The 18,231-nt window shown below is 49.3% G+C and carries 13 protein-coding genes; 2 read left to right on the forward strand and 11 right to left on the reverse strand.

Going from position 1 to position 18,231, the window contains the following annotated elements; translation table 11 throughout:
- Positions 1–15: 15 nt before the first annotated feature.
- A complete protein-coding gene (locus DEF47_RS13075; protein ID WP_012187989.1) occupies positions 16–2,442 on the reverse strand; it encodes a hypothetical protein in 2,427 nt (808 codons plus the stop codon).
- A 477-nt stretch (positions 2,443–2,919) separates the two neighbouring features.
- On the opposite strand from DEF47_RS13075, the gene DEF47_RS13080 reads away from it, so the two are divergent.
- Positions 2,920–4,749 (forward strand): phosphoenolpyruvate carboxykinase (GTP), encoded by a 1,830-nt coding sequence (locus tag DEF47_RS13080; protein WP_012187988.1) that lies wholly within the window; start codon positions 2,920–2,922, stop codon positions 4,747–4,749.
- A gap of 114 nt (positions 4,750–4,863) precedes the next feature.
- Here DEF47_RS13080 and DEF47_RS13085 read toward each other — a convergent pair whose 3' ends face one another.
- The 10 genes from DEF47_RS13085 to DEF47_RS13130 all read right to left on the reverse strand — a co-directional run bounded on the left by DEF47_RS13085 (position 4,864) and on the right by DEF47_RS13130 (position 16,328).
- Positions 4,864–5,955, reverse strand: coding sequence for an ABC transporter permease (locus tag DEF47_RS13085; RefSeq protein ID WP_012187987.1), 1,092 nt, complete (start codon positions 5,953–5,955; stop codon positions 4,864–4,866).
- Positions 5,952–6,905: an ABC transporter ATP-binding protein gene (locus tag DEF47_RS13090; RefSeq protein WP_012187986.1), complete on the reverse strand. Its 954-nt coding sequence runs from the start codon at positions 6,903–6,905 to the stop codon at positions 5,952–5,954. Before DEF47_RS13090 ends, DEF47_RS13085 begins: the two co-directional genes overlap by 4 nt.
- On the reverse strand, positions 6,902–9,211 hold the full coding sequence (locus tag DEF47_RS13095; protein ID WP_012187985.1) for a DUF8725 domain-containing protein: 2,310 nt from the start codon (positions 9,209–9,211) through the stop codon (positions 6,902–6,904). Before DEF47_RS13095 ends, DEF47_RS13090 begins: the two co-directional genes overlap by 4 nt.
- A gap of 160 nt (positions 9,212–9,371) precedes the next feature.
- Complete coding sequence (locus DEF47_RS13100; RefSeq protein WP_012187984.1) at positions 9,372–9,863, reverse strand: hypothetical protein; 492 nt, start codon at positions 9,861–9,863, stop codon at positions 9,372–9,374.
- A gap of 13 nt (positions 9,864–9,876) precedes the next feature.
- Positions 9,877–10,365: a hypothetical protein gene (locus DEF47_RS13105; RefSeq protein WP_012187983.1), complete on the reverse strand. Its 489-nt coding sequence runs from the start codon at positions 10,363–10,365 to the stop codon at positions 9,877–9,879.
- Between the two features lie 17 nt (positions 10,366–10,382).
- On the reverse strand, positions 10,383–10,862 hold the full coding sequence (locus tag DEF47_RS13110; RefSeq protein WP_012187982.1) for a hypothetical protein: 480 nt from the start codon (positions 10,860–10,862) through the stop codon (positions 10,383–10,385).
- Between the two features lie 19 nt (positions 10,863–10,881).
- On the reverse strand, positions 10,882–11,364 hold the full coding sequence (locus DEF47_RS13115) for a hypothetical protein (RefSeq protein WP_041303871.1): 483 nt from the start codon (positions 11,362–11,364) through the stop codon (positions 10,882–10,884).
- A 24-nt stretch (positions 11,365–11,388) separates the two neighbouring features.
- A complete protein-coding gene (locus DEF47_RS13120; protein ID WP_012187980.1) occupies positions 11,389–12,480 on the reverse strand; it encodes a PQQ-dependent sugar dehydrogenase in 1,092 nt (363 codons plus the stop codon).
- Between the two features lie 86 nt (positions 12,481–12,566).
- Positions 12,567–12,881, reverse strand: coding sequence for a hypothetical protein (locus tag DEF47_RS13125; RefSeq protein WP_287045176.1), 315 nt, complete (start codon positions 12,879–12,881; stop codon positions 12,567–12,569).
- A gap of 288 nt (positions 12,882–13,169) precedes the next feature.
- On the reverse strand, positions 13,170–16,328 hold the full coding sequence (locus tag DEF47_RS13130) for an ExeM/NucH family extracellular endonuclease (RefSeq protein ID WP_012187978.1): 3,159 nt from the start codon (positions 16,326–16,328) through the stop codon (positions 13,170–13,172).
- Between the two features lie 267 nt (positions 16,329–16,595).
- Here DEF47_RS13130 and DEF47_RS13135 point away from each other — a divergent pair, with 267 nt between their 5' ends.
- Complete coding sequence (locus tag DEF47_RS13135; RefSeq protein WP_041303868.1) at positions 16,596–18,212, forward strand: right-handed parallel beta-helix repeat-containing protein; 1,617 nt, start codon at positions 16,596–16,598, stop codon at positions 18,210–18,212.
- Positions 18,213–18,231 lie beyond the last annotated feature (19 nt).

Consider the following 18,231-nt stretch of genomic DNA (forward strand, 5'->3'; position numbering starts at 1 on the left):
CACTCTCGCTAATCGTTAAGGTTGTGGATAAACATAGACAATCTTTGGCCAAGAGCGCGACGAAAAGACTGTTTGAAAGTTAGGAAATTTGCTCAAGGGTAGCCAATGTTCGTTGACCCGCTCCAACAAAAAGAGTTCATCGTAGATGCGCAATACAACCTGCTGCCCCAACCAATCGGGTACAAATTCACCGATGCCTTGGGCAACGAGCAACGAATGGCCTTGTTTGCCTTGATGGGTGTAGGTATTAAGGCTTGAATTAACTGCTTGATAGGTTCGGGTTAGGTAGAACTGACTATCCCCCGACCACAATCCAACGTGATCGCGGGTTGTGTCATCGCGCCATAATTCGGCTCCGGTGGCAGTATCGAACATGGTTAATGTGCCATGGTTGAGCGGGTATTCACGCTCAATCAAGACAACCCTCTGGCCATTGGGTGCTAGATCCACATCTATATCGTGGTCAGCACTCCGTTGAATCAATAAGGCAGGATTTTGATCCAAGAGCTGATAACTCACAATATTGCCAAGCATATTTTGATAGATAACCGTGGGTGAGCCAACCATATACCAAAGCTGCTGTACATCAAGCGGTTGCAAAAGCATTTGGCCTTGCGAACGATCATCAGCCAAGGTTTGCCACACCAAATAGTCAAACGATCGCTTCGCTTCACGATAGGTTTTGCCAACAATTGTCAATTGGCGACCATCCCAGTAGATTGGAATAAGATCGGTGGCGGCAGGCAGTTCAGCAAACAGGCTGGTTTGGCCAGTTTGCAAATTCAGCTCACGACAACGATTGACCCGTGAATCGGCACTAGAATCAAGATGATAGCTATAGCAGATTACAATACTTGCGCTATTCGACGCACTAATCCCCTCCAAATCATCCAAGCTTTTGGCTTCAATTGGCTCCAAAGCAATGCTGTGGGTGGTTTGGTTGACCGGATCAATCAGCACTAAATCGGTATCAATCAGATCAATAAACAACGGTGGAGCATTATTGCGCCTGATTAAATACGGGATCAATGTGCGGACTAATTGATTGATCGTTTTGCTGCTACCATCATCCCAAAGCTGGGTGATTTGACCATCAATCGAAGTCAAGCCAAACGGTTTTGGAGCAGTTGTTGGTGTAAGTGGTGCGCTGGCAAACCCTGGAGCTTCCAAATATTCCAACTCAGGATTTTCGACCAAGGGCAGTAATTCTAGTTTAGGCATTAATTCAAAGCCAGCCAGATGCTCTAGCCGTTCAAAAAGATCAGGCTTTTCGCGTAGACTGATCAATTGCATTGAATCAGTTGCCAAATTAATGATTTCCAACATTCCGGTGCGATGCAGCAGCACTAAACGTTGATCATCGAGAAATCGAATGTGATTGCTAACATCAGTATCAACGATATGGGTGCGCTCGGCTAATAATTTGCGCTGCCAACTGCCAACCTGGATACCATCACGATCATACACAAAAATGTGCTGAGAGAAATCTGTTTCTTCAAAGACTGTACCAATAATTAATACATAATTAAAGTTAGGTGAAGCGATGATGTGCTCAATCGAATTAATTTTAGGCGCGGTGGCTAATTCGGTTTGCTTAAGCGTTTGTTGAGTTAGCAGATCAATTTCAATGAGCGAGTTCGCGCCAAAAACCAAGGCTTGCTTGCCATCGGGCGCAACTTGAACAAACTCCAGCCTGCTCATCAATGGTTTGCCAAACGCCTCGCTAGCTGGGTCAAATGGCAATAATTGACCATCGGCCAACAGCCAAGGGCCATTCACGATTGGCAAAACGTGGGGCGGATCGTTGACGAGCGGCGTTTGATAACGGCGTAACTCCAGGCCGCTGCGGCTATCGAGGCCACGCACGCGCACCGTTGCAGGCTGAAAAGCATCGGTTGTACGCTGTTTTTCGACCAACCAGACCAATTGATTAAACGGATCGCTCACGACATCCAAGATCGTGGTTTCAGTATTATTGGCATAAGCGGTAATTGGCAGTTGCCACAAGCGCCGATTATCGCGCAACGAACGAGCCTCAAGCCAATCGAAGCCACGAATAAACAGCACATCGCGATGCTGATCAACGGTTAATCCCCAACCACTTGAACCATATAGCCGCTCAACCGTCCCGCGCGATTGCACGAGGCCAACGCCATCCCACAGCTTAATCTGATTATTTGGATCAATGAATAGTAATTGCTGGCCAGCCAAATCGACCGCTGGCAACGAGGAAATTGGATTCTGTGGGGTTGGTTGGGTTGAAATACTGGGCGTAACTACGGCTTCTGCCACAACCGTAGCAGTTGGCAATGGTGCAGGTGGCTCAGGTGTTTGAGTCACCAACAACATCGTAACCAACAAACCAACCCCACCAAGCACAGGAAACACCTGCCAACGCCGACCTGAACCACCAATCTTGGCCCGTTGTGAACGCTCTTCCATCAACAAACCTCTTCTTTCAACTAGTGATTTGAACCAAATTTCGTTCCCTCAATCATACCACTAGCCTTGAATCGCCTGCTTGCTACCCCCTCATCCCTCATCCTTATTTAGAGTAGGTTTTAGACCCCTCACCCCCAACCCCTCTCCCACTGCGGCGGGCGAGGGGAGTTTCAGTCCTCATGCTAGAACAGTTCCTCTCGCTCACTGAGCGAAAATGGAGCTAGGGGGTGAGGCCAATAATTGTTGCGCTAGCCTGTTGAGAAGCATTGTTGATTGCCACAATTATCTTCATTATATGCTTGGTTCTTTTTGCCTTTTGACTTCTGCCTTTTGATTTTGTTGTCATCCCTCTGTCTTAAGTTGTGAAGTTTTTCCTTAAGTTTAGCAGTGGGCTGGTATTCTATAGACAGGTTCGCGATGGCGTGCAGGGGGTTCACAGAAAACCCGACATCGCGAAGCATTGGAGGAATCAGTATTATGAACGCACCAGCCTATGTACGCAATCAAGAACTCAAACGTTGGGTCGAAGAAATGGTTGCCTTGTGCAAGCCCGACGATGTGTATTGGTGTGATGGTTCTGACGAAGAATATGCATTGATGTGTGGGCGCTTGGTTGAGTCTGGAACCTTCGTTCCATTGAATCCCGAATTACGCCCCAATAGCTATTTAGCCCGTTCAAATCCTTCCGACGTTGCTCGCGTCGAAGATCGCACGTTCATTTGTAGCTTGAGCAAAGGCGATGCAGGCCCAACCAATAACTGGATGCATCCCAAGGAAATGAAGGAAAAACTGAACGGCTTGTTCGATGGCTCAATGCGTGGCCGCACCATGTACGTCGTACCATTCAGCATGGGGCCACTTGGCTCGCCAATCGCCCACATTGGGGTTGAATTGACCGACTCGCCCTATGTTGTGGTCAATATGAAGATTATGACCCGCATGAGCAGCGATGTCTATGCAGTGTTGGGCGAAACAGGTCACTTTATTCCTTGTTTGCACTCGGTTGGTGCACCACTGCAACCAGGCCAAGCCGATGTTTCGTGGCCGTGTAACGAAAAAGAAAAATATATCGTGCACTTCCCCGAAGAACGTTCGATTTGGTCGTATGGTAGCGGGTATGGTGGCAATGCTTTGCTTGGCAAGAAATGCTTCGCCCTGCGGATTGCCTCGAATATGGCTCGCGACGAAGGTTGGTTGGCTGAACATATGTTGGTGCTTGGGGTTGAATCGCCAGTTGGTGAAAAAACCTATGTGGCTGCTGCCTTCCCCAGTGCTTGTGGCAAAACCAACTTTGCAATGCTGATTCCACCAACCGCAATGGATGGCTGGAAGGTAACTACGGTTGGCGATGACATTGCTTGGATTAAACCTGGCAAAGATGGCAAATTGTATGCAATCAATCCAGAAAGCGGCTATTTTGGCGTAGCTCCAGGCACGTCCGAGGACACCAATCCAAACGCAATGGCTGCCTTGAGCAAAAATACGATCTTTACCAACGTTGCGCTCACGCCTGAAGGTGATATTTGGTGGGAAGGTATGACCAAAACCCCACCAGCCAAGGCAATCGACTGGACGGGCCAAGAATGGACTCCTGATTGTGGCCGTAAAGCAGCTCACGCTAATGCCCGCTTTACCGCACCAGCCAGCCAATGTCCAAGCATCGACCCAGCTTGGGAAGACCCCCAAGGCGTGCCGATTGAAGCCTTTATCTTTGGTGGTCGCCGTAGCACCTTGATGCCATTGGTCTACCAAGCCTTCAACTGGACATATGGGGTCTATCAAGCAGCAACCATGGGATCGGAAACCACGGCAGCAGCAATGTCGGCAGTTGGCGAAGTACGCCGCGACCCAATGGCAATGCTTCCATTCGTGGGCTACCATATGGCCGACTACTTCAACCACTGGTTGCAGTTTGGCCGCACCATTCCAAACCCACCACGGATCTTCAGTGTCAACTGGTTCCGTAAAGACAAAAATGGCAAGTTCTTGTGGCCAGGCTTCGGCGAAAATATGCGGGTGCTCAAATGGGTGGTCGAACGTGCTCACGGCCACGCAGTCGCCATCGAAAGCCCAATCGGCTGGATGCCACGCTACCAAGACCTTGATTGGAGTGGCCTCAACTTCAGCGAAGACCAATTTCACGAGTTGATGTCGGTTGATCGCGACGATTGGAATAAGGAAATTCTTTCGCACGAAGAATTGTTTATCAAACTTTACGACCGCTTGCCAAAAGAATTTCTCTCGATTCGCGAGCTGATTCTTTCAAGCCTGTGGCGGTCACCCGAACACTGGGAAGCGTTCGAATAAGCGTTGGCTTGATCAGCCATAATCCTAATCGTCAAAGGCGGTTGCAAGCAAACTTGCAACCGCCTTTGTTATCAGCGAGACGAGAATACTACCAACGATTGCTGAACACGATTGCTAAAACCACCAGCCAATCCAATAGCCAAGGCCAAGCAAACTCAACGAGGTGACCGACAGCATCGCCAAATCGCCCCAAGTTGGCCACCAGCGACGACGTGGTTTGACCGCATGCAGCGCCATCCAGAAGAACACCAAGCATGTCATAATCAAAATAATCAAGGTCGTGCGCCAAACCGAACGTGGCTCGGCAATAATTGGCATGCCATCAGGGCCAAATTGATCGGTGGCTGGGTAAATTCCAATTGAAAAGGTTTGCCAGCCTGGGAAATTCAAGCCCCCACTAAACGAATTCATTCCAGGCCACCAACCGCCGCCAGCCGCCATTGGCACTGCTTCAAACGCTCGCATTGTGGTAATCATCCCGCCATTGCTTGGCCCCGACAAAGTGCCAATGCTTGAAGCCAAGGCGCTGATCGGGTTGGGGGCTAAGAGGCCAGTGGGCACAGGTTCAGTCGAGCGGTTAGTCCAGATTTCAGCTCCAGCCAAAAATCCACCTAACACCAAGCCAATAATCACATAACTGACTACTGCTGCCCGTCCGGTTTTACCAGTCATGGCCGAAGCCCAAATGCCAAGCATGGCGCTGGTGATCGCGCTTAACACAATAATTGCGGCTGCTTGCAGCACATGACGCAGCGTAATCCCGCCAAATAAAAAGACGATACTGCCCAGTGGAATCGCCGCCAGCAACAAGAGCGCAATATACGAAAGCGCTGAGATCAATTTGCCCCACAGCAAGCGATGTGATGGCAGATTCGTGGCGATCAACATTTCATAGGTTAGCCGTTCGCGTTCGCTGCTGATAGCGCCAACTGTTACTGCTGGGGCAATTAAAATCACCAAAAACAGCAACATAAAGGCTAAACCTGCAAACAAGGTTTGGCCAATTTGGGCGCTAAAGATCGGCATGCCCGCTGCTTGGCCGCTGGTTGCTCGCAAAAACAAAGCATAGCCAACCAAACCTAAGCCAAGCAAAAAGCCGGTGAGCAAGATAAACGCTCGGCCACCGCGCATGCGCGAACGTAACTCTTTGACCACGATTGGGTTGGGTTGTAAGCTCCAACGACGGCTGACTGCACGATTGCTCATACTCGTTCCTCCAGACCATGGTTGTTGACAAGCTGCAAAAACAGCCGTTCTAGCGAATCGTCCTCACGATGAAAATCGGCAATTGGTAGCTCGGCCCGCGCTAGATTGAGCAATAATTGTGAGGCTTGCTGCTCATCGCCATCAAATTCCACCTCGATCAGCATGGGCGTGGCTTCGGCTGGTTCGAGTACCCGCAAAACTCCCGATTGAGCAGCAATCAAGCGCATCGCGCGATCAAGATCATCGAGCACTTTAATTTGCAGGGCCGGACGGCTCCGTTGGCGTAAGGTTTCAAGCGAACCCTGAGCCAGCAATTCACCACGGGCCATAATGCCAAAATCGGTACAAATATCTTCAAGCTCATTCAAGATATGCGAGCTAAGAATAATTGTTTTGCCCATATCGCGCAGGGTGCGCAGCAATTCGCGCAACTCAACCCGCGCTTGGGGGTCGAGGCCGCTGGCCGGCTCGTCGAGCAATAAAATTTTGGGGTCGTGCACCAAGGCATGGGCCAAACATAAACGCTGTTGCATGCCACGGCTTAGGTGTTGCACAAAGGCATTGCGTTTTTCGCTGAGATCAACCAAATCGAGCAGGCCATCGACCGTGCTTTTGCGCTTGGCTGGCTCAATGCCATGGCAACGGGCATAGAAATCGAGATATTCCCAGACCCGCAGATCATCGTAAACCCCGAAGAAATCAGGCATATAGCCGACGATTGCGGCAGCTGTGCTGGTTTTTTGAATTAGTTGGCCATGCAAAAATACCTGACCGCTGCTTGGCTCCAACAAGCCTGCTAGCATGCGCAGGGTTGTGGTTTTGCCAGCACCATTTGGGCCAAGAAATCCAAAAATGCTACCAAGTGTGATCTTCAAATTAAGCTTGTTGACAGCAGTGTATTTGCCATAGCGCCGCAACAAATCAACAGTTTGGATCGCTAATTCGCTCATTTGACAACTCCCGAAAGCACTGGCCCAACCGAGAAGCAACCCCATAGCCCTGCCGTGGTATCAACCGTTGGATCGAGGGTGTAGCGGGTGCGCAAGTTGCCTTGTTGCAAATAGGTGCTGGGGCTGGTGGTCAGATCAATCGCTCCATTTTTGAATTCAACGACATCCCATTGACTAGTAGCCCAGTTGTATAGTTCGTAGGTTAATTTGTTGGGCGCAACCATGCCACCATCGATCGTTGGCAAGAGCCGTAACGACTGGGCTTCGATTGAGCTAAATGTTGTGGGTAGGCTAAGTTGAATAATGCCAGTTTTTTGTGAGATGTTGGTGCCAGCACCACGAGCACTGGTTGTGCAGGTTGAACCCATGCCCATATTTGGGTCGTCTTCTAAGATATAGCTAAACCAATTATTGGTCAGTTCAACGGCATTTTGGCTATAGCGCAGTTGCGGATATTGAATGAGCAGACTACGTTGGGTCGCAGCAAAGCGTTTTTCCGGCAAGTCGATTACTGCTTGATTGAAATCGACAAATGCTACAAATACTGCATTCCGATCGATACTGCCATAGGTGGTAGGAAGGGCAATATCGAGCGCCTGGGTTTTGGCCAAAAGCTCACGTGGCGGGCCAAATTCAGTCTGATAGCCTTCATCAAGCTCTTTTTGAAACAACAAATAACTTGCCCCAGACATCGAGGGATTATTGTTGATTTGCAATTCGATCGATTTTTCAGCGCCTGGCTCGATTGTGCCAAACTTTTGAGCATTGCCCAACATAATAAACGCCGCATCACTCAACGTATAGGTGCTGGTATTTTTGACCTTGCCAATAATTTTTTTACCTTGCAGGCTGATTTCGATTTGCACATGCGGCGCATCGCTGATATCACGTTCGTAGGCAAACATTTCCATCGACCATTGATTGATCGTGAGATTACGCACATCGCCTGGCTGATGACTGTAGAGCGCTCTGGTGGCGTTAATGCCACCATTAGTGCCCAGATTGGGGTTAACCAACAATGGGCGAGGGTATGCGCCATGGTTGATTGTAACTTGATAGTCTTCGCGTACTGGCGAGAAAATACCCGCATAGCCTAAGACCGTGGCATTCGCTTGCTCGTCAGGGTAAATCAAGGCCACATCGTGAACCAAAATATCAGTGCCCCGTTGTTTCGAGCCAATTCCATAGGCTAGCACGGCAAAAATTAAGGTTAATGTCGGAATCGTCAGCCAAGCTAAGGCCATGCGATCAAGCCGCCGTAACACAAGATAAGTGACTGGCCCGGCCAAAACAATATAAATTCCCAAAAGAATTAACAGCGTTTGCAGTGGCGGCAAATCGAGGGCTGGCAAATTGTTCAGCAAGGCAGGCGCGGCACTATCACGTAACATACTTTCACTGCTACCAGCACCCATCCAGCCTAGATCTTGTTGCTGGGGGAAGAGCGACGCCAGTAGGTTTTCATAGCCCCGCCACGCCGTAATTTCAGCTTGATCAAAATTAAAGGCGCTGGCAATCACGAAGCCACGGCCAACCGAGCGCTTAACCAACAGCGGCGTTTGCTCTTGTTTGAGGCTGGTCGCTGCTTGTTGATTGGGCTGAAGTAGGGCAACATCCAAGTTTGGCACATTAAATGGTTGACCAAACACTTGACTTAGGGTTGTGGTGGCAATCGTTTGCTGGCCAGTAGCTTGAGCTGGTTGGAGTTCGGCTGGTAAATCTTCGAGCAGATTTGGCTCAGCGACCAACACCCCGCCGTTATTGACCCATTGCTTGATCGCTTGCTGTTGCTCAGGAGTGAGTTCGCCCCATGAACGCTGATTGAGCACAATCCCACTCAGCATATCAAGGCCAATCTGAACGTTGGGCAATTGTTGGCTATCAGTGGCAACTAATACCACTTTGGTTAATTGGGGTAGTGGCTGTTCCAGCAAGGTTGCGACCATTGGGCGATCGGTGGAACGTAGTTGCAGCGTAGCGGTTTCGCGCTTCTCACCATTTAAATACATGGCCATTGGCACCCGAAAGGCCTGATCAAATTGGCCATAGACCAAAGTTTCTTTTTGCGAGCCACCTGGCACATCAAGCTCAACATTGTAGTTGCCAATATGAATTTCGACCATGCGATCAACGCCAGTATTGCTGACCTTAACCCGCAAAGCCATCCACTCACCAGCGCGATAAACTGTGCCAAAAACTGGCTCAACCTGCCAAACTAGCCCATTATTTGATTGCTCTTGGCTCGATGCTGCACTGATCGGTAGGGCTATCAGCAACAGCAGCCAACACCAGCGTATCCAGCGCATACCATGCTCCACACACTAAAATCGATTCGGCTGTTCCTATCATAACGGATAGCAGGCCAATTGTGTTCCCTTTTTCAAGCAACTCTCAGCAATATCAGCAAGATATCAGTTTACTTGGGCGAGGCATGGTTGGTTAATTCATAAGCAATACACTGGATACTCAATTGGTTAAGCGAAACACCGGCATCAAACAGAGAAAAAGTAATAGGTTGGTGCTAAAGGCAATCACCCACGGTTGATACCAATGGCTGCAAGCGGGATCGACCTGCATTTGTTGGTTTGGATCAAGGCTTAGGGTTTGGGCATAGCTTTGATTGAGCCAATAGTTCATCGCCAACGCATCGTGAACACAAATCGCCAGTAGGAGAATCACATGATATTGGCGGACAAATCCCCAGCGATAGTTAAAGATCGCAGGCGCAAGGAAATATATGCCTGTCATAACCAGGATTACGACCGTTGCCCCAGTCATCAACATGATAAAACTTTTAAGCATTGGTGCTCGTCGATTGAACCATTGACTGCGGGGAAAGGCCCAAGCTTTAAACACCACCATAAACCAAATGGCCATGATAATCCCGATAATCCAAAATACTAACTCAATCAGTGCGCCGATTGGATTAATTCCACAGGCAATAACGATCTGCTGCATAGCCGCCCCATTACTAGTTCATCGAATCGATCATTTGAAAAAACAAAGCAACTAAGATCACAATTAATGTATTCGATTGGAGCGCTACGGCCCACGCAGGTTGATAGCTCATAGGCACAGCTTCGACTTGTAATTGCTGATCGTCATTTAGGCTGATTGCTTGGGCTTTCGGTTTGAGCAACCAGCGTTCAATCAAGAACGTATCGACAATGCAAACGATTGCCCAAATGAAAATTTGATAGGAATAGAAAAATCCAATTTCGATCACAAATAAAAAGGTTGGCAGAATATAAGCAGAAATGAAAACAAAGACCGTCACCACTCCCGTCATAAACATTAACCCAAAGCTATCGATAAACAATGAACGGCGTGCCGAACGCCGAGTTTTTGCCAGAAAAAACCATTTGATGCCTAAATTTATAAAAAATAGAACTAATACCCCAACTAAGGCAAAAATTTGACCTAATTGATTGGAGCCACAAGCAATCAAAATCTGCTGCATGGCGGCCTCACTGCTAGTTAATCGATCATTTGAAAAAACAAAGCGACGACGATCGCAATTAATGTATTCGAAAGGAGGGCAGCGACCCAGGATGGCTGATATTTAATCGCTGCTGCCTCAACCTGTAATTGCTGATCGTCGGTTAGGCTGATTGCTTGGGCTTTCGGTTTGAGCAACCAGCGTTCAATCAAGAACGTATCGACAATGCAAACGATGGCCCAAATAAAAAATTGATACGAATAGAAACCCCCGATTTCTATTACAAATAAAGAAGTTGGTAGAATATAAGCAGAGATGAAAACGAAGCCAATCACCAATCCTACGATAAAGGTTAATCCTAAGCTATGGAGAAATAACGAACGGTGGGATGCGCGTAGCGTTTGCGCCAGAAAAAACCATTTGATGCCTAAAGTCAGGCTAAATGGAATGACCATGATGAAGAAGAAAATCACATAGCCGAATGGATTGTAGCCACAGGCCAGAACGAGCTGTTGCATAGCTACTCCTTGCGCTCATTTAGCTCAATACAAATACGCTGACGAAGAACAAGAGTAAACTACTAAGAATTGCCGCCGCAATTGCAAACAAGTTAATCATCACAGCAATTTTTGTTGGCGATTCATACATCTTTGGCGTATGATCAATAACTTGGAGCTGGCCAATTGGATCACGATTAATCGCTTTGGCCGCGCGTTGTTTGATAATCCAGCTCATGGTGAGATAATCCAAGAGAATAATCCCGATGAAACTGGTATAAATCGCGTCGGGTGAGCGGAAAACGACATAGCTCAACCAAATAACAAGCAGATTGCCGATAGTTAAACGAATGCCATCAAGCCATGCCGAGCGATCAGCGAACCAATCGTAGAACATTAAGCCCATTGCTTTGGCCCAAATTGTCGCTACCACCAGCAGGCTACCCCATACCCATGCAGTTGTTGTTGAAATTCTGAAGGCCCATGGAGTTACACCACAGGCAATGCTAATAATATGTGCCATCTGCCAGCTACTTTCTTGCTATTGTTAAGGTGGGGCGGCAATCATTACGATGGTGCCACGGTCATAATCAGCGACCAACAATTGGCCTTGCGGGCTAATCGCTAAACCAACAGGTCGGCCAAAACCACTGGCGAATGACTCAATCTGCTGTGTTTCGGCATCCATGCGGACGATGCTATGGCCCCGTAATTCTTGGCTATACCATGAACCGGATAAGCCAATGAAGGCATCGCCGTGATATCTGGCGGGAAACGCTGTGCCCTGATAGAAGACAATTCCGGTTACACCGCTATGGGCAGGCAACAACGCAACTGGCTCGTTGGTGGTCGAACAGTTGGCCGCATCACCGCCGCCATCAGCATCGGGCTGGCGCTGGCCCCAACAGCGCGGCCAACCATAATCGGCTCCAGCCGTGATTCGATTTACCTCATCGGGAGGAAGATCATCGCCAAGGCCTTCGCGCCCGTTATCGGTGGCATAAAGCTGTTGCTGTGGGTCGAAGGCTAGGCCAAACGGCATGCGTAAACCAGTTGCATACACGCTCGATTCGCTGCCATCGGCGCGAAAACGCCGAATATAACCCTCTTGAATTCCGGCGGTTGCCGTATGATCAGCACGTGTTCCTACACCGAGATAGAGCCAACCCTGCGCATCGGAAACCAGCGTGGCCGCCTCAATTTGATCAGGCAGATCGCTCAATAAAACCGTTTGCTGATCGACGATCCCATCGCTATTGCCGTCGCTCAAGCGCTGAATTTGGCCTTGCTCAACCACATACAACGCCTGCTCATACCAATGCAAACTCAAGGGCTTATTGAAATCAGTTGCGTACTCGCGGGGTGGGTTGGTTCCGTCGCTGATCAGCACAGTGCCTGAGCGTTGGGCAATATACAAACGCCCTTGGGGATCAAAGGCTAGTCCAGTTGGCTGATCAAGGCCAGTAATAATGGGGGTAATTGTGAATCCTGCTGCGATTTGAAGTTCGGCTGGTGGGCTAGTTGGTGGATTATCCGAGGAGTAATTGACTGGAATTGAGCAAGCTACCAAAGCCAAGCCCAAAACCAAGCTCCAACTGCCATGTTTGACCCGTTGATAGGTATGCCAAAAAGCCAGCATCTCTCTCTCCAAATTGATTCGCTATGATGCTGCTAGCTTACAGCCTGCAATGAGCACATGCAAGCCCCAATTTGGCCTATTGAGCGTTAGGGTAACGGTTGATCTATAACTGATTTTGAATCCACAAGTTTTGGATATTGAACGAAGCGCGTTGCCTTTGTAAACACATGCAGCAGCTCGCCAAGCAGGCAGAATGTTCGATTACTGTAGATAATGTCAGTGTTGATTGCCACATAACTACTCACGCCAACACAGGTTGAACCAAGCATGCGCTGTTTTTCAACCAGATGGCCATTAACTAAATACTCAAGCACCGAAATTGCAGGGAAATTGGGCCAGTAGATATCATCAACATTGAATCCTAAACCTGCATTAATTAGGCAATAATTTGATTTTGCCAAATAAATTTCGATCGCGATCGTGTGATTGTTGAGGATTGTGATAATCCGATCGCCATCGGACGTTAATCGATTCGTTATTGTGATGGTATTGTGGAATGGGCAGCGCTTGAGATATTCGCTGATTGACTCGCTACGGTCTGCATACTGCATGGCTGGCTGCTGCTCCAATGTACTTCAATCTGCTTCATTATAAAAATGCAATCAAGCCCGACCAGCGGCTTTAGGCTGATTAACCAAAAAAGCGCCCAACACCAATTGCTGGTGTTGGGCGCTTCGAGTTCAGCCAAATTAGTTTTTGGTGACTAATGGCATGTACACAGTGAAGCTTGGGGTTGTCGTTGCATTGACTGTCACGCTATCGGCGGTCAAGTTAATATTGCTGTTGAGGACAGCGGTGTTGCCAACGCTACCCACGAAATTGCCCACGCTGCGCACAGCGATGGTATAGGTTTTGTTACTGCTTGGTGCGAGGCTGCTATTGACGCTGGCGGTTTGGTCATTGACCGTCAAGCCGCCAGTCACGCCAACAATTTCGAGATTGCTGTTGATCAGGTCGCTCAAGCTAAAGCTGCCTTCAGCTGCACCCGTGTTGCGAATCGTCAAGGTGTAAGTGAAGACCTCGCCTTGTTCGACGCTGGTGCTGCTAACGGTTTTGGTTGAAGTGCTGAAGTTGGCGGTTGGAGCCGCGCCTAAGGCTAAACCAACCACAATTGGATCGTGGTCGGAAGCACGATAGGCATCGTTATTGTACAAGCTGACGATTTGCCCAGCGCTCTTGAAGTTGGTGTTGTAATCCAAGGCGATTGGTTCATCGGCATTGATGTGCAATTCTTGAACATCAGCAACTTGGCTGAACAACGAAGTGCTAGCCAAGGCATGGTCAAGCGAACCAGTTTGGCCATCGAAAATGTATGAGTAGGCTTCGTCGCCAAGCAAGGTTTTGGGAATATTGACATAGCCAGCGTTGCGAATAGCGGTGATTGGATCTTCCATGGCGTATGAGTTCAAGTCGCCAATGATCAGATAATCGCTATCATCAACATTGGTTGGGTCGGTATTCAACCAAGCCACTAATTCTTGGGCAGCAGTTTTGCGGGTCAGGTTACAGTTGCCTTGACCATCGCCCAAATCGGGGTCGCTTGGCACTGGGCTGACGTTATCGGTACAAGCACTACCCTTCGACTTAAGGTGATTGACCACCACGGTGAAGGTTTCGCCGCTGCTGGTTTCGGTAAACGATTGAGTCAAAGCTGGGCGATTACGGCCAGTTGTGCCGCTGCTGGTGGTGAAATCGCCGAATGCCCCAGTATTGAGTACGGCGGTTGTACCAGCCAAGCTAACCTTGCCAGGCTTGTAGAGTAAGGCAACCTTAATTGCATCAGTACCTAATGGATTGGTTTGGCCTGTGCGTGTATCGACATCCACCAAGGCATAGGTACCAGGTGCAGTGGCTGCGTTCAAGCCATTAACCAAATCTTGGATTGCGCTATTGCTGCCGAAGCCATCATTTTCAATTTCCATCAAGCCAATCACATCAGCTTGAGTCATGATGATCGCAGCAATGGTTTTATCTTTTTGGCGTTGGAATTCGGTGGTATTTTCAGCACCACGACAATCGGTAGCAGCACCACCAACCCCGCCAGTACAGTTGCCATTGCCAAAGGTGTTGAAATAGTTCAACACGTTGATTCCCGCAACCCGTAATGAGCCATCAAGCTCAAGCGAGGTTGGGCGTTGGTTTTCGGCTACGAAGTTTGGCGATTGGGTTACGCGCACGCGGTAGCTGTTGGGGCTAGCGCTATTACCACCCCACGTGTAGGTCATCACACCTTGCAACCCAGTGATGCTATCGCTAGCGCGAAGGGTATTGGCGGCGCTCAAACCAGTGCCACCACGACCAAACAGAATTGGGTCGGCATTTTGGTTGTTGAATGGATCATCGAGGATGATTTTGTGCAAGTTATTTTGTGCTTGCAATGCCAAGGCTGGAGCGCCTGGTGAAACCACGTTGGTTGGTTGTGCCAAGCGTTCGTTGAGCGATAAGGTTACTTGGCCGAAGCGAGCCAACAAGTAGTGCTCTGAAACAACCAGCTTTTGGTTGAATTGAACCAACATACCTTCAAAGCGCTCGGCATCGGTGGTTGAGGCAAATGGCAAGGTAACTTGGGTTGGGGTAACCGTGTTGGTTGTGCCACAAAGCTCAACCGTCAAGCTTCCGCTCAATTGGGTTTGGCCTTGGTTTTCGCCAGCCGTACCAGTTACGCGCACCACTTGACCAAGCGCAACTTGATCAGCGCCGCCGTTGAATACAAAAATACCATCGGAAGTTGCAGCGTTGCTATCGCCAGCATCTTGCAGGTAGAAGCCACGCAAAGCAGGCTGAGCACCTTCAAAATCGGCTACCACCGTCCCTTGAACGGTAACAACCGTACCGTTTGCTGGGCTGGTTTCGCCAGTGCCTTGCACTTGGCCGATTGGGGTAACCGTGCCACCTGAACAGGCGACACCGCTCGAAACATTGAAGTTGAAGCTATAGTCTTGGGCCATAGCATCAACGCTACCATCGCGGTCGGTTACTTGGCTGGCAACAACCGTTACCGTACAAGCATCGCTGGCAGCAAAATCGCTGCTGGGATCAAGCACATAGCTGGTTGGGCCACCAGTAACACTGGCGGTGCGAGCGCCACTGGTACAGCTAATGGTGTACCAAGTGCCCGTCGTGGTGACTGGCTCGCTGAACGTAAGGGTGACGTTCGCATTCAAGGCCACATTGTTGGCATTATTGGCTGGCACAGTGCTGGCAACAGTTGGTGGATTATCGGTTGGCAAACCACCACAGGTTGCAACTGGACTGCTGCTATTGCGAGGAGCTGAAGGAGTCAACAAACTGAAATCGGCAGCATTATTGTCGGTATCAGTACAACTTGAATTATTGCGTTGAGCACTATTGTTGGCGCTCGGAGCAGCTACAACCGTGCCTTCAACAAAGGCATTCGTCGCACTACCAAAGCCAACTGAATCGATGATTGTGCCAGTATTCAAATCACCGTTACGGATAGCGAAGCCCCCACCCGTACCAGAAATACCGCTACCAAAGGTTGTATCAGCGGTAACCGTACCATCATATGAGTTCGCACGGCCTAAGAGATAGAAACCACCAGCAGGAATTACAACCGAGCTTGTCCAACTGGCAATTGAAACATCAGTTACCCCAGCAGCAGCACGATAAACGACGCGATGCCCATTCAAATCGACTGGATTGGCACTGATATTGTGAATTTCGATAAATTCATCATCGGCAGTACCGCCAGCGGTTTGGAATTGACTAATGACAAGGGAGGTTGATACAGCACTGGTTGGAGTGGTGTATGTTGCGGACAACGAAGTACCAATCAACGTGAACAGCATCGTTAACGCTGTTAGGAGTCGTAAACCCTTAAATTGCACAGAATCCTCCACGATTCATGTAGAAACGCCGCCCAGAACAACTGTGACGGCTAACCAACGCGGGAACCTTCAGTTCTGAAATGTCATGCTGCATAAAGAAGATAAACCGCATGTCAATGCTGCTTTAACTGATGGTTAAATCTTGTAGGGTCTGAGTGTACCATAGACATAATCAACGGGCAACTTAGGCCAAAAGTACCCCCCTATTTCTCAGCGAATCTTCATTGCACGATGGCTCAGGCTGTGCTACCATGCCGCACTATGGAGATGCAAAACTTGCCACCAAGTGGCCCACCAACTCAACGAGCAAGGTTGCTCACCGCCCTACGTTCAAGTCGTGCGATGCAAAAAATTCGTCAATACCAGACCGTCTTGTTGGCTGGTACGTTCTTTGTTTTAGCTGCAATTTTTGGTCTCAATTCGCAATCGACGATCGAATCGCCCTCTGGTGCGGCTAGTCCGACAAGTTTGGCTCAGGCAACTTTAGCTCCAGCTGATGGTTCAATTACGCCAACCGTGGCAACCAGCACCGAAGTTGCCAATCTACGCCCAACACCCACCGATGTGGCGGGTGTGGTCGGGCCGCCAGCGCCTAATCGGGCAACGCCAACCAATGAGGGTGCGTATCCTCCGCCAGTTGGTCAAGGGCCAACTTCGACGGTTGATCCGTTTCCAACCTTGCCAGTTGGTGGCACGACGATTCCACCATTCCCAACCAGTAGTACGGGCAATCGTGGCACGGCTGCGCCAACCCAAAGTTCGGGCGGTTATCCTACGCCAAGTTCAAATAGTGCAACTCCAGCCCCAACCAATATTCCGGTGGCAACCGATGAATTACCCTTCCCAACCGAGGAGGGCGAAGATCCAAAGCCAACCGAAGATCCATTTGAAGAAACTCCCAGTGCAACCGAGGAGCCGTTTGAAACCCCAACCACCACGCCAACCGAAGGGCCAACCGCGACCCCAACCAATACGCCAACGCCGACACCATTGCCTTACGATCTGATTCGTGGCAATACGCGCTGGACATTGGCTCAAAGCCCAGTCAGAATTCGCCGCGATACGATCATCGCCAAAGGCGCAAGCTTGACGATTGATGATGGTGTGGAAGTATTGCTCGATGCCAATACATCGTTGGTGGTTGATGGAACATTGACTGCTAATGCAGCTCGTTTCCGCAAGAGCGGCAACAGTTTCTGGAAATCGATCGTGGTTAATAATGGTGGCCAAGCAAATCTGAATTGGGTTGATATGCGCGGCGGTGGCTCCGAAGGCGTGTTGATTTCAGCCCTTGGTGGCAATACGGTCATCCAAGATAGCGTCTTTGAAGAGAACAAAGGCCGCATCTATATTAGCGGTGGCAACTTTGATATGCAACGCAGCCGCGTAGTTGGCTTTGCTCCAATCAGCGCCGAAGTGCGTGGCGGCAAGAGCCTGCGCTTATTCAGTAATGTGATTAACAATACAGCCACCGATGGCGCAACTGGCGTGAGTTTGAGCGCAACCGCCGATGATGTGGAAATTGTCTTGGAGAAGAACAGTTTCCGTGGTAGTAGCGGTACGAACGTTCGCGCCCAATTCAATCAATCATTGAATGCTGTGTTTCAGTGCAATAGCTTTAGCGGCGGAGCCTATGGCCTGCAAATCAAATCAACTGACCCAACCTTAGATGGTTCACGGATTTTGATTAGCGGCAATAGCTTCCAAAGCCACAAAAACTATGGCCTAACTGGCGATGTTGGCTTTGATGCCCGCAACAACTGGTGGGGCGATGCCTCAGGCCCATATCATCCTGAGCAGAATGGCGCTGGCACCGGCGATGCGGTTGGGGTCAATTTGACCTTCAGTCCATGGCTGAACGCCAAACCAAGTTGCGCTCCTTAAAGATTTTTATGTCAACAGC

It is taken from the genome of Herpetosiphon sp., assembly GCF_003512625.1.
Taxonomy (GTDB): Bacteria; Chloroflexota; Chloroflexia; order Chloroflexales; family Herpetosiphonaceae; genus Herpetosiphon; species Herpetosiphon aurantiacus.